Origin of the sequence: Campylobacter sp. BCW_4323 (genome assembly GCF_001763115.1) — a bacterium.
Taxonomy (GTDB): Bacteria; Campylobacterota; Campylobacteria; order Campylobacterales; family Campylobacteraceae; genus Campylobacter_D; species Campylobacter_D jejuni.
Genome location: NZ_MJYC01000039.1, coordinates 25306 through 37737, shown reverse-complemented (window position 1 = coordinate 37737; position 12432 = coordinate 25306). Strand labels below are relative to the sequence as shown.

The following is a 12432-nucleotide window of genomic DNA, read 5'->3' as shown; positions in this document are numbered from 1 at the left end:
AAAGCTTAATTTATCGATGCTTATAATACATATAAGCACTTAAACAACCCAAAATTATAATAGGCACTACAATGCCAATTTCGCTTGCAATCACACTATTTTCGCTTAATCTAGTAAGCAAAAACAAGACTCCCCAAATCATCAAAGTCACTACAAAAGCTATAAAAGTTACAAAAGCAAGATTAAAAAATCTTGCTATTACAGGAAAAAAATAATACATAATAAGCATTAAAAATGGTGCAAAAAAAGGAGTAAAAACAAATTTATAAAGATTGATTTTAAGAGTATCTGTATTAACATTTTGCGCCTTAAAAAGCTCAAAACTTTCAAGTGCATCAGATATTGAATAATCACTATTACTAGCAACCCCTTCTATAATCTTTGGTTTAAAACCCTCAAGTGATTTAAGCTCGGAGAAATCTTGTATTTTTAAACCATCATTAGCAAGTTCATAGTTTTTAGGTAATAATGTAATATTACCATCTCGCAAAATCCAACTTTCACCTTCAAAATGAGCATTTTTAGCACTTACAAAAGAACTTAAATTTAAATCATTGATATTAAAAATTTTTATATTTTGAGCACTATTTTGTCCATTGTTTATCTTTGAAATATAAACAAAATTATTGTTAAATTTCAAAAACACTTCTCCACTTTGATTCATAATAGTGCCATTTTTTAAAATATTTCTCTTATAATCATTTGCATAAGCAAAAGAAGTAAAATTCAATCCTATATAAACACAACAAAAAAATAAAGCCCATAAAAAAGGAAATAAAATAACATAATTTCTGCTCAGTCCTAACGCATAAAGACTTACAAATTCATTTGCTCTGATCATAGAAATCAAAGAAACTACCAAGGCAAAAATCAAAGAAATGGGTAATACATAAGGCACTGCCGAGAAAGATAAAAACATAATATAAAGCAAATCAAGATTTGCGGCTTTTGGTAGATCTTTAAAATTTAAGAGCAAATCAATACCGCAATAAAAACCAAGTAAAGAAAAAAATATAATAAAAAAATTTTTTAGATAAATCCCTGAAATAAAACGAAAAAATATCCACATCTTAAGCCTTTAGGCTGTATTTGGATGATATAGCAGACAAATCATCATTTTCAATAAGCTCAAGCAAAGCTTTTTTTGTATGCTCTAAAACTTTGCTTAAAGTTATTTCTTCTTCGGCTTTAAACTTGCCCAAAACATGGGAAATCACATTTTCACTCTTTCCCACTCCTATACGCACTCTTTCATAATCATTTCCACATAAAATATCTATGCTTTTAAGCCCATTATGTCCACCACTTGAACCGCCTTTTTTAAAGCGCAAGGCTCCTAAATTTATATCTATATCATCATGGATAACTATCATTCTTTCGCATTTATAAAAATCATTCACTGCTTTTACACTAAGTCCTGAATTATTCATATAAGTACTAGGTTTAAGAAGAAGTAAAGAAGAACCTATTTTAAAAAGTTCTCCTTTAAATTTAGAGTTTGTAAGATTTGTAAAATTGCTTTCTTTTAAAAGCAAGTCAATTAGCATAAAACCGACATTATGACGAGTATTTTCATACTCTACGCCTATATTGCCAAGCCCTACGACTAAAATCATCTAGCTTTTTCTACACCTACAACCGCTACTCTATCAGCATCAATCATAGTTACTCCTGCAGGAACTACAATATCACGAACAAGTAAAGCATCACCCACATCAAGTTTACTTACATCAAGTTCGAAGAAATTTGGTAAATTTTCAGCTGCACATTTTACTTTTAATCTTCTTTTTGATTGGATTAAAACACCTTTATTTTTAAGACCTATAGCTGTTCCTGTGATTTTAACTGGAACCATGTATTTAGAAATCACACCTTTTTGTGCAACTTTTAAATCCACATGTTTAAGTTCTGCAGTTACAGGATCTTTTTGATAATCCACAACTACAACGCTTAAAGTTTGAGAACCTACTTTTACATCAAAAATTAAAGTAGTTTTTTTACGAACTTCTTTAATAAACTCATTTACTTTAAAAGCGGCATTGATATTTTCTAATCCTTTTCCATAGATGTTTGCGATTAGATAACCATCTCTTTTTAAAGCTTTAGCAGCTTTTCTACCGATACTCTCTCTAACGATACCTTCTAACATCTTTTGTCCTTTCTTAAAAAATGAGCTTTGATTATATCTAATTTTGGCTTATGGAAAAGTAAATTTATAGCTTCTTTTAATTTCTTTAAGATATAATTTGTTTTATAAATTATGTTAATTTAAGGCTTCATGTGAATGAAAAATTCAATATCAATATAGCTTGGTTTTTAATAATCTTAGGTGGGATTATAGAATGCTTTTGGGTAAGCGGACTTAAATATTCTACAGAAATTTGGCATTATATTTTAACAGCCATTGGAGTTTGTATTTCTTTTACTTGTTTTTTAAAAGCTTGTGAAAGACTTGAAGTAAGCATTACTTATAGTGTTTTTGTAGGCATTGGCACTATAGGAGTGGTTTTAAATGAAATGTTTATTTTTAACGAGGCTGTTTCTATAATTAAACTTGTGCTTATAGCGATTTTACTTTTAAGCATTGTAGCCCTTAAATGGGTAAGCAAGGAAGCTTAGTTATGGAATGGTTTTATTTGTTTTTAGCTACTGCTTGTGAAATTTTTGGTGTGGTGATCATGAAAGAACTTGTAAGCACTAAAAACAAGCTTTACCTTTTGGCTTTGATAATGTGTTTTGGATTTTCTTTTACTTTTTTAAGTTTAAGTATGCAAAATATCGCTATGAGTGTTGCTTATGCTATATGGACAGGAGCTGGAACCGCTGGCGGGGTAATGATAGGAGTGCTTTTTTATAAAGAAAGTAAAAGTTTTTTAAAACTTTTTTTAATTGCTGTGATTATTGCTTGTACAGTGGGTTTAAAATTTCTTTCTTAAGGATTTTTTGTGCAAATTTATGTAAGTGGAATACATACTGATGTAGGAAAAACACATTTTAGTGCAGCTTTTTGTGCGAATTTTAACTATGATTATTTTAAACTCATTCAAGCAGGAACTCCAACAGATAGCGAGTTTATTGCAAAATTTAGCCCAAAAACAAAGATTTTTAAAGAGGGTGTTTTTTTACAAACTCCTGCTTCTCCTCATCTTGGAAAAATCAAAGAAAAGCTTGATTATAGAGCTCTAGATATCATTTTACCAAAAAGTAAGAGCCTACTTATTGAGCTTGCGGGTGGGCTTTTTTCTCCTATGGATGAAAATTACACTATGATTGATTTTATGAATATTTTTAAACACCCTACGATTTTAGTAGCAAAATACTATCTTGGAAGCATTAATCATATCTTGCTTAGCATTGAAGCTTTAAAGCAAAGAAATATCAATCTTTTAGCCCTTATAATGATGGGCAAAAAAGATACCTTGCAAGATGATTTTATAAAAAATTATGCAAAAATTCCTATAATCAATCTTGATTTTTTTGATGAAAATAGTATTTTAAATAAAGATTTTAAAGAACAAATGCAAGAAATTTTACAACTTAAAATTCCTTAAAAATTTGTTCTAAACTCTCTACTACATAAACGATTTGTTCTTTTGTGATGATGTAAGGAGGCATAAAATAAATCGTATTTGCCAAAGGTCTTAAAAGTAAGCCTTTTTCTAAGGCTTTTTGAAATACAAAAAGTCCCACGCGTTCGTGTTTATGGCTTAAAATGTCAAAAGCACTAATCATTCCGCAAGTTCTAAAATTTCCTAAAAAATCAAATTTTTTAAGTTTTGAAAATTCTTGCTGGATAAAGGCGCTTAAAATTTGATTTTTTTCTAAAATATTTTCATTTTCAAAGATATCTAAAACCGCATTAGCTGCCGCGCAAGCTAAGGTATTTCCCGTATAGCTATGAGAATGTAAAAAAGCCTTTTGGCTTTCATAAGTATCATAAAAAGCATTATAAATTTCATCTCTTGTAAGCACTACAGAAAGAGGCATAAATCCTCCTGTAATTCCCTTTGAAAGACAGATAAAATCGGGGCTTTGTTTGCATTGATGCAAGGCAAACAAAGTTCCTGTGCGTCCAAAACCCACTGCAATTTCATCAAAAATCACTTGCACATTAAAAGCATGGCAAAGCTTGATCGCTTCATCGATAAAACCAACTTCATACATGTGCATATTTCCCGCACATTGCACCAAGGGTTCAAGAATAAAAGCACAAATTTCACTCGAATGTTTTTCTAAAATATTTTTTAAAATTTCAAGCTCTTTAGTATAGTCTTTGCCTTGTGGCACAGGAGTGCTTAAACACTCTAAAAGCAAGGCTTTGTAAGTATCTTTATATAGCGCAACATCGCCCACGCTTAAAGCCCCTAAGGTTTCACCATGATAGGAATTGCTTAGGGATAAAAATTTATTTTTTTTCAAACCTTTATTTAAAAGATAATGAAAACTCATCTTAAGTGCTACTTCAATGGCACTTGAGCCATTATCCGCATAAAAACATTTATTAAAATCACGCCCCATTTTTTCACAAAGCCTAGCCGAAAGTTTGATGATAGGCTCATGTGTAAAACCTGCTAAAATCACATGTTCAAGCTCATCAACTTGTTTTTTAATGGCATTTGCGATTTTTTCATTACAATGACCAAAAAGATTTACCCACCAAGAACTCACACAATCCATATAAGCTTTATCATCAAAATCATAAAGCCACACGCCTTTTGCTTTTTTTATAGGGATTAAAGGTAGGGTTTCGTGATCTTTCATTTGTGTGCAAGGATGCCAAATGTGTTTTAAATCGAGATTTTTTAAGATTTGATTTTGCATTATAACTTCTTTTTTAAAAATATTTTGGCAAAATAATACTTTAAATTTTTAAATTTACAGGAAAAAAATGAAGCTTGAAAAAATTTTGCAAGATCTAGAGCAAAATCACAATCTAAGAACTCTAACGCCTTTAAAACATGAAAATAAATTTGTTTATAAGCAAAATCAAAAACTTTTAAATTTAGCAGGAAATGATTATCTTTATTTGGCGTCTTCTAAAGAGTTAAAAGCTGAGTTTTTGAACACCCTAAAAGAGCAAAATTTATTTTTTTCAAGTTCGAGTTCAAGAAGTTTGAGTGGAAATTTTGAAATTTATGAAGAATTAGAAAGTTTTTTAAAGACTAAATTTAAAGATAAGGAAATTTTACATTTTAATAGTGGCTATCATCTAAACATCTCTTGTATAGCAGCACTTTCTAGCGTTTCTAAGATGCTTTTTTTAGCTGATAAATTTATTCATGCAAGTATGATTGATGGCTTAAGACTTGGCGGGGCTGATTTTTTTCGTTTTCATCATAAAGATATGAATCATTTAGAGAGTTTAATCCAAAAACATTATGAAAATTATGAAAATATCATCGTTTTAAGCGAAGCTTTGTTTAGTATGGATGGAGATTTTAGCGATTTTAAAACTTTGTGTGAGCTTAAAAAGCGTTATGATAAAATCAAGCTTTATATAGACGAAGCACACAGCGTGGGTTGTTTTGATGAAGAGGGTTTGGGGCTTGTTAAAAAACTAGCCTTGGAAAATGAAGTGGATTTTTTGGTTTTTACCTTTGGAAAAGCCATTGCTTCCATGGGTGCTTGTATAATATGTGATGAAAAATATAAAAAATTTTTCATCAACAAAGCTAGAGCTTTTATTTATTCTACAGCTTTACCACCTATTAATGTAGCTTGGACACAATTTATTTTTAAAAAAATGCCTTATTTTAAGAAAGAAAGAGAAAAATTAGAACTTTTAAGTACTTTTTTTAAAAGTAAATTGCAAGAAAAAAATCACACTGTTTTAGGTGATGCTTATATTATTTGCTTGCTTTTAGGTGAAAATAAAAAAGCCTTAGAAATTTCACAAAAACTCCAAAAAGCTGGATTTTTTGCTCCTGCGATTAAAGAACCTACCGTGCCAAAGAATACAGCTAGAATTCGTTTTTCTTTGCACGCAGGACTTAACACAGAAGAACTTGAAAGGATAATAGAGCTTTTATGAAATATGAATTTTTATGTAAAAATCCTGATTCAAAAAAACTTATAGTGATATTTGGGGGATTTGCTTCACATCCTAGCCATTTTTCGCATTTAAAAAGCGATAAAAATGTGATTTTATTTTATGATTATGAAAAATTTGATTTAAATTTTGATTTCAAAGCTTTTGATGAGCTTTTTTTAATCGCTTTTTCTATGGGGGTTTGTGTGGCAAATAGACTTTTAAAAGAGCTTAATTTTAAACAAAAAATAGCCATAAATGGCACAAATTTAGGCATAGATAAATCAAAAGGAATTCATCCTGCAATTTTTAAAAAAACCCTGCAAAATTTTAAATTAGAAAATTTCAAAGAGGCTTTATTTAAAGAACGCAAAAGCTTAGCCAAAGATTTTATTTTTAAAGATGAAAAAGCTTTGAAAATAGAGCTTGAAAAACTTTTTGACTTTGCTTTAACAAAACAAGAAGAAAATTGGCTTTGGGATAAGGTTTATTCAAGCAAAGAAGATGAAATTTTTTCACCAAATGCCTTGAAAAATAGTTTTAAAAATTTGTTTTTTTTAGATGAACCGCATTTTGCTTTTTTTCATTTTAAAACTTGGGATGAAATTTGAATTTTTTAAAAGCAAAAGATTATGAAAAACATGCAAAAGTGCAAGATTTCATGGGTTTAAAACTTTGTGAAATTTTAAAAGATTTAAAAATTTCACATTTTGAAAAAGTGTTTGAATTTGGTTGTGGTAGGGGTGAATTGAGCAAAAAACTTCAAAATTTCATTACTTTTGATGAGTATTTAAAAAACGATATTTTAGATTTTAAAGAAAATTCTAATATTTTAATTTTTGATATGAATGAAATTGCAAAACAGGATTTAAGTAAAGAGAAATTTGATCTTATCGTTTCAAATGCAACTTTGCAATGGCTTGATTTAAAACGCATTATACCAAGTCTTAGAGATATGCTAAATCAAAATGGGATTTTACTTCTTTCTACTTTTGCAAAACAAAATTTAAAAGAAATCAAGCAAAGCACGGGTTTTGGTTTAAAATATTTTAGCTTAAATGAATTAGAGCAAATTTTTAAAGTCTATTTTAATGAGGTAAAAATTACTCAAGAACTCATAAAATTAAGCTTTGATAATGCTTTAGATGTTTTTAGGCATTTAAAATTAAGCGGTGTAAATTCTTTAGGATTTTATCCTTTAAATAAAAGTTTTTTAAAAGAATTTGAAGAAAAATTTCAAAACAAACTCACTTATCATCCTGTATTTATTTTATGCAAAAATGATATAAAATGAATTTTTTGTGTTATAATCCAAAAATTAAATTTTTACACAAGGAAAACTAAATGAAAAAGTTTATAGTATTTTTTGGGATTTTGTTTTTTGTTTCGTGTTTAAATGCACAAAATTTAAACATTTTCGTGGCTTCTTCAGCTTCAAAGGCGATGAGTGAAGTTAAAGATGAGTTTTTGAAAACACATCCAGAAGATAAAATAGAATTGGTTTTTGGTGCTTCTGGAAAATATTATGAGCTTTTAAAACAAGGAAGAGAATTTGATCTCTTTTTTTCAGCGGATACTAAATATGCTAAGGCTATTTATGATGATAAAAATGCCTTAATAAAGCCAAAAGTTTATGTTTTAGGAGTTTTGGCTTTGTATAGTTTGGATGAAAATTTACTCCAAGGAGGTGTTGAAAATTTAAAAGAAAAGGCAGGTAAAATCACGCATCTAAGCATAGCCAATCCTAAAGTAGCTCCTTATGGAGTAGCGGCTAAAGAAGTGCTTGAAAATTTGGATTTAAATGAGCTTTTTAAGGATAAAATCGTTTTAGGTGAAAATATCTCAGTGCCTGTTTTACATGTAGATAGTAAAAATGCAGATATAGCTATAGTAGCTTATTCTTTAGTTTCTTCTATCAATCATCCTAAGGGTAAGGCTGTTATAATTGATGCAAAGTATTTTAGCCCTTTAGAGCAAAGTTATGTTATCACAAAATACGCTAAGGATAAAAAATTAGCCTTTGAATTTAGCGAATTTATTGGCTCTTCAAAAGCAAAAGAAATTTTCAAAAAATACGGATTTAGCACACCATGAACCTTATAAAAGGACAAATTTGTGAGCTTTTAAATCAAGAGGATATAGTTATTGTTAAAATACTTTCTAAAGAAGTGATTTTTAGTGTTTTAATGCTTGAATTAAAATCTTTAGAAAATTTAAAAATTGGTGTGGGTGTAGAACTTCTTTTTAAAGAACATGAACTTTGCTTTAGCACAAGTAAAACTCTTTTAAGTGTTGAAAATTCTTTTTTGGCTAAAATTACAAAAATTAAAAAAGGCGAACTTTTGTATCAGGTATTTTTTGATTTTAAAGGTAATGAGCTTTCTAGCATCATCACCAAAGAAAAAGCCTTAGAACTTGAACTTTGTGAAAATCAAGAATGGCTTTGTTTTGTAAAAGCAAATGATATTGTATTAAGGAGTCATAGTGCTTGATTCAACTTTTTTACAAACCCTTTATCTTACTTTTAAACTTGCTTTTATCACGACTTTTATTCTTTTTTTTATTGGTGTATTTTTAGCTTATTTGTTAAGTTTTGTGCGTTTTCCTTTTAAAACAATCCTTCAAAGCTTTATTTCTTTGCCTTTGATTTTACCTCCTAGTGTTTTGGGATTTTATTTGCTTGTAACTTTTTCGGCTAATAGTTTTTTAGGGCAAGTTTTAAAAGAATATTTTAATCTTTCTTTGGTTTTTAGTTTTGAAGGTCTTGTTTTTGCTTCTTTGATTTTTTCTTTGCCTTTTATGGTAAATCCTTTGCAAAGTTCCTTTTCATCGATCAATCCAAATTTGCTCGATGCTTCTTATAGTTTAGGTAAAAGTAAAATTTATACTCTTTTTAGAGTGATTTTACCTAATTCTAAAGCAGGAATTTTTAGTGCTTGTGCGATGAGTTTTGCCCATACTGTGGGTGAATTTGGAGTCGTGATGATGATAGGAGGACATAAACAAGGTGAAACTTTAGTAGCTAGTATAGCTATTTACGATGAACTTGAAATCTTAAACTATAGCTTGGCACATCAATATGCTTTTATATTGTTTATTTTTTCTTTTTTGGTGCTTTTTAGTCTTTATTTTGTCAATAAAAAAATGAGTTTTCAATGATAAAAATTGATATCAATCATCCTATGAATACCGCCAAAGGAAGGCTGGATTTAAATTTTAAAAAAGATATAGAATCAGGAAAAATTACCGCACTTTTTGGCGAAAGCGGAGCAGGAAAAACCACTCTTTTAAAAATCATAGCAGGACTTATAAAGCCTAAATTAGGCCGTATAGAAGTAGATAATGAACTTTGGTTTGATTCTTCAAAAAATTTTAGTTTAGCTTTGCAAAAAAGAAAAATTGGTTTTGTTTTTCAAGATTATGCGCTTTTTCCAAATATGAATGTAAAAGAAAACATCGCCTATGCCGCTAGTTCTAAGGCAAAGATTAGCGAGCTTTTAGCCTTAATGAGACTTGAAAATTTAGCTAAAATTTATCCTAAACATTTAAGCGGAGGACAAGCACAAAGAGTAGCTTTAGCAAGAGCTTTAGCAAGGGAACCAAAAATTTTGCTTTTAGATGAGCCTTTGAGTGCTTTGGATTTTAAAATGCGCGCCAATTTACAAGATGAATTGGCTAAAATTTTAGAGTATTTTAAGATAAGTACTTTATTGGTAAGTCATGATTTAGCTGAAATTTATAAGTTAAGTCATAGAATTTTAGAGCTTAGGAATGGAAAAATCATTAAGGATTTTCCTAAAAATGAATTTTTTACTCATTCAAGTATTAGTGCAAAATTGCGTTTGAGTGCAACTTTGTTAGAAATTAAAAAAAGTGATATTTTAGTGGTTTTAACCTTGCTTTTAAATCAAGACATTATTAAAATTACTCTTAGTGAAGAGGAATTTTTAAAAGCTTATCAAGATATAAAAATAGGCGATACTCTCATACTTTCAGTAAAAGCTTTTAATCCTATTATTGTTGGAAAAATTAGCTAAATACTTATTTAATAATTCTTCCCTTATTTTAATATTTTTAATGTCCTTTATATCAACATTTAAAGCAAAAGATAAAATTTTGTTTTCAGTCTTTACAAATCCAACAATCCAAGCTAAATTGATATTATCATTAAAACCTGTTTTAGCATAAATTTTTTGGATTTTATCTTCCTTAAAAAGAATAATTTCTTTAACTTCTTCTTGACTTTTTTTGGAAAAAGGTAAAGAATTTTGCGAAAGTTTAAAAAGCAAATCAGCTTGATTTTTTGCAGAAATTTGTAAAGAATTATCCAACCAAAAGGTATCGATTTTTGAAATTTTTGTATTTCCATAAGAAAGTTTATTTAAGCCTTCTTGCATGGTTTTAAGTCCTATTTTTCTTGCCAATTCTTTAAAAGCAGGCACTTGAGAGCGTTTTATGGCTGAGCTTAAACTAGCATCTTGTTTCCAAGAGGGCAAAAATACTTTTTCACCCTTATAATGATAGAAAATTTCCTTTGTATCTCTAACTACACCATTATCAAGTGCAATTAAAGCATTAAAAATTTTAAAAGTTGAAGCAGGAGAAAAGGTTTGTTTAGCTCTTTGAAAATCATTACTTGCATAATTTTTTCCATCAAAGACTATAAAAGTCCCACTTGTATTACAATCTTTAAAAAAATTACCAAGTATTTTATCCTCTCCAATGGCTATATTCAAAAACAATATAAATACAATAAAATTTCTCATTGCTCTTTATATTTTGATAAGACTTTTCTCATTGCTAAACTTGCTAAAGCCAAACCAAAAGAAGCTGTTACACCCATAAAAGAACCTAAATCTTTACAATGTGCTTCTTCATCAGAAAATACCACATCAAAATTTCCCTTAAAGCCTGATTTTCTAAGTTCATAACGAAATTTTTTCGCTAAAGCATCGCCGTGAGTATTAAAAATACTTGTAGTTTTAATGCGTGTTGGATCAAGCTTTCTAGCTCCACCTGTTGAAGAGATAAAAATTTGTTTTTTAAAATCTATAAGATGAGCCAAAGCTACTTTTGCAGGGATATCATCAATGGCATCTATGATAAGATCAAACTCGCTTAAATCAAATTTTTCTAAAAAATCTTCATCGATTTTACTAACTATACCTTTAGCCTTATAAATTCTTTCAAATACTTTAGCTTTTTCTTCACCTATATTTTCGCTATGAATTTGGCGATTTTGATTGGTGATTTCAAATTTATCCGCATCGATTAAAGTAAGGTTTTTAAAACCGCTACGATAAAGCGCATCAACGCAAATTCCACCCACTCCACCAAGTCCGCAAACCAAAACTTTTGTTTGTGAAATTTTTTGAAATTTTTCTTCTCCAACGAGCCATTTTATACGCGTAAATCTATCATTCATCATTTGCCTTTAACCATTTTTTAACTTTTTTCATTCTTTTATAAGCTGTAAGATCCAGCATTATAGGGGTTATTGTAGCGTAGCCTTTTTTAAGCAAGGCAATATCGCTATTTTTCTCATCTTCAGAGTCTAAATTCGCCGCTGCAAGCCAATAATACTCAACTCCTCTCGGATTGACATTTGAGTGGGCTTCAAAATTATAAACCCTTTTGCCCGCTTTACAAATTTTAATGCCTTTGATTTTTGATTTTGCAGGAAAATTGATATTTAAAAATTCTTTTTTTTCCAAAGGAAAACCTTTATCAAAAATATTTTGAATGATTTTTTTGGTAATTTTTAAAGCATTTTTATAGTCTAGTTCTTTTTCGCTTTTTTTATAAAATTGAGAAAGAGCGATAGCAGGAATTCCTTGTAAAACCGCCTCCATAGCTCCTGCACAAGTTCCTGAGTAGGTAATATCTTCACCTACGTTTGCTCCTTTGTTAATCCCACTGATTACAAGATCAGGCAAGCGTGTTTTATAAAGTGCGTGAAGTGCAAGATAAATACAATCTGCTGGAGTGCCATCATCAAGCTTGTAAAATCTTTTTCCTACTTTAACAAAACGCAAAGGTTTGGTTAGGGTTATGGAGTGTGAACAAGCTGATTTTTCACTAGCAGGAGCTACTATGGTGATCTTGGCTTTAAATTCTTTTTTTAACATTTTAATGAGTTTTTTAAGTCCTTTGCTCTCATAGCCATCATCATTAGTGATAAGAATTTCTTTCATTGCTTTTCCTTATTGGATATTTTAGCATAAAAAGCTTTAAGAATAAATACAAATAAAGCTATATAGAAATGTTCTTTATAATTAATTCTTTTATTCTCAACTCAATAAAGTAATTCACAATTAACTCAAAATTAACTTAATTTTTATTATTTAGTCCAATCTACACTTTAGAATCACGATTTTAATCGTAACTCTTCTAGTGTTCAAATA

At 29.3% G+C, this 12432-nt stretch carries 17 protein-coding genes; 10 read left to right on the top strand and 7 right to left on the bottom strand.

What is annotated here, in order from left to right; translation table 11 throughout:
- Nucleotides 1-10: 10 nt before the first annotated feature.
- Genes AJN60_RS02760 through AJN60_RS02750 form a run of 3 tightly spaced genes read right to left on the bottom strand, consistent with a single transcriptional unit; the run spans nucleotide 11 to nucleotide 2149 of the window.
- A complete protein-coding gene (locus AJN60_RS02760) occupies nucleotides 11-1069 on the bottom strand; it encodes an LptF/LptG family permease (RefSeq protein ID WP_070285838.1) in 1059 nt (352 codons plus the stop codon).
- A 1-nt stretch (nucleotide 1070) separates the two neighbouring features.
- A complete protein-coding gene (gene pth, locus AJN60_RS02755; RefSeq protein ID WP_070285837.1) occupies nucleotides 1071-1616 on the bottom strand; it encodes an aminoacyl-tRNA hydrolase in 546 nt (181 codons plus the stop codon).
- Nucleotides 1613-2149 carry a 50S ribosomal protein L25/general stress protein Ctc gene (locus AJN60_RS02750; RefSeq protein WP_002791314.1) on the bottom strand — a complete coding sequence of 179 codons (537 nt, stop codon included), beginning with the start codon at nucleotides 2147-2149 and terminating at the stop codon, nucleotides 1613-1615. Before AJN60_RS02750 ends, pth begins: the two co-directional genes overlap by 4 nt.
- 131 nt (nucleotides 2150-2280) lie before the next feature.
- Between AJN60_RS02750 and AJN60_RS02745 the strand changes: the two genes are divergently transcribed.
- The 3 genes from AJN60_RS02745 to AJN60_RS02735 are packed head-to-tail and all read left to right on the top strand — an operon-like array spanning nucleotide 2281 to nucleotide 3551.
- Entirely contained in the window at nucleotides 2281-2619 is a 339-nt protein-coding gene (locus AJN60_RS02745) for a DMT family transporter (protein WP_070285836.1), read from the top strand.
- 2 nt (nucleotides 2620-2621) lie between these two features.
- The gene (locus AJN60_RS02740; RefSeq protein WP_070285835.1) at nucleotides 2622-2936 is read left to right on the top strand and encodes a DMT family transporter; all 315 of its coding nucleotides are present in this window, start codon (nucleotides 2622-2624) and stop codon (nucleotides 2934-2936) included.
- A gap of 9 nt (nucleotides 2937-2945) precedes the next feature.
- Entirely contained in the window at nucleotides 2946-3551 is a 606-nt protein-coding gene (locus AJN60_RS02735; protein ID WP_070285834.1) for a dethiobiotin synthase, read from the top strand.
- Here AJN60_RS02735 and AJN60_RS02730 read toward each other — a convergent pair.
- Nucleotides 3538-4821 (bottom strand): adenosylmethionine--8-amino-7-oxononanoate transaminase, encoded by a 1284-nt coding sequence (locus AJN60_RS02730; RefSeq protein ID WP_070285833.1) that lies wholly within the window; start codon nucleotides 4819-4821, stop codon nucleotides 3538-3540. The genes AJN60_RS02735 and AJN60_RS02730 overlap by 14 nt on opposite strands.
- 67 nt (nucleotides 4822-4888) lie before the next feature.
- Between AJN60_RS02730 and AJN60_RS02725 the strand changes: the two genes are divergently transcribed.
- Genes AJN60_RS02725 through AJN60_RS02695 form a run of 7 tightly spaced genes read left to right on the top strand, consistent with a single transcriptional unit; the run spans nucleotide 4889 to nucleotide 10065 of the window.
- Complete coding sequence (locus AJN60_RS02725; RefSeq protein WP_070285832.1) at nucleotides 4889-6031, top strand: aminotransferase class I/II-fold pyridoxal phosphate-dependent enzyme; 1143 nt, start codon at nucleotides 4889-4891, stop codon at nucleotides 6029-6031.
- The gene (locus AJN60_RS02720) at nucleotides 6028-6639 is read left to right on the top strand and encodes a pimeloyl-ACP methyl esterase BioG family protein (protein ID WP_070285831.1); all 612 of its coding nucleotides are present in this window, start codon (nucleotides 6028-6030) and stop codon (nucleotides 6637-6639) included. The genes AJN60_RS02725 and AJN60_RS02720 overlap by 4 nt, the downstream gene beginning before the upstream one ends.
- Nucleotides 6636-7322: a malonyl-ACP O-methyltransferase BioC gene (gene bioC, locus AJN60_RS02715; RefSeq protein ID WP_070285830.1), complete on the top strand. Its 687-nt coding sequence runs from the start codon at nucleotides 6636-6638 to the stop codon at nucleotides 7320-7322. Before AJN60_RS02720 ends, bioC begins: the two co-directional genes overlap by 4 nt.
- A 50-nt stretch (nucleotides 7323-7372) precedes the next feature.
- Complete coding sequence (gene modA / locus AJN60_RS02710; protein ID WP_070285829.1) at nucleotides 7373-8122, top strand: molybdate ABC transporter substrate-binding protein; 750 nt, start codon at nucleotides 7373-7375, stop codon at nucleotides 8120-8122.
- Nucleotides 8119-8520 carry a TOBE domain-containing protein gene (locus AJN60_RS02705; protein ID WP_070274989.1) on the top strand — a complete coding sequence of 134 codons (402 nt, stop codon included), beginning with the start codon at nucleotides 8119-8121 and terminating at the stop codon, nucleotides 8518-8520. Before modA ends, AJN60_RS02705 begins: the two co-directional genes overlap by 4 nt.
- Complete coding sequence (gene modB / locus AJN60_RS02700) at nucleotides 8513-9187, top strand: molybdate ABC transporter permease subunit (RefSeq protein WP_070285828.1); 675 nt, start codon at nucleotides 8513-8515, stop codon at nucleotides 9185-9187. The genes AJN60_RS02705 and modB overlap by 8 nt, the downstream gene beginning before the upstream one ends.
- On the top strand, nucleotides 9184-10065 hold the full coding sequence (locus tag AJN60_RS02695; protein ID WP_070285827.1) for a sulfate/molybdate ABC transporter ATP-binding protein: 882 nt from the start codon (nucleotides 9184-9186) through the stop codon (nucleotides 10063-10065). Before modB ends, AJN60_RS02695 begins: the two co-directional genes overlap by 4 nt.
- On the opposite strand, the gene AJN60_RS02690 is transcribed toward AJN60_RS02695, so the two are convergent.
- The 3 genes from AJN60_RS02690 to surE are packed head-to-tail and all read right to left on the bottom strand — an operon-like array spanning nucleotide 10021 to nucleotide 12222.
- Entirely contained in the window at nucleotides 10021-10794 is a 774-nt protein-coding gene (locus AJN60_RS02690) for an OXA-184 family class D beta-lactamase OXA-614 (RefSeq protein WP_070233680.1), read from the bottom strand. The two genes, AJN60_RS02695 and AJN60_RS02690, sit on opposite strands and share 45 nt — an antisense overlap.
- Nucleotides 10791-11456 (bottom strand): ThiF family adenylyltransferase, encoded by a 666-nt coding sequence (locus AJN60_RS02685; protein WP_074470129.1) that lies wholly within the window; start codon nucleotides 11454-11456, stop codon nucleotides 10791-10793. The genes AJN60_RS02690 and AJN60_RS02685 overlap by 4 nt, the downstream gene beginning before the upstream one ends.
- Entirely contained in the window at nucleotides 11446-12222 is a 777-nt protein-coding gene (gene surE, locus AJN60_RS02680) for a 5'/3'-nucleotidase SurE (RefSeq protein ID WP_070285826.1), read from the bottom strand. Before surE ends, AJN60_RS02685 begins: the two co-directional genes overlap by 11 nt.
- Between the last annotated feature and the right edge of the window lie 210 nt (nucleotides 12223-12432).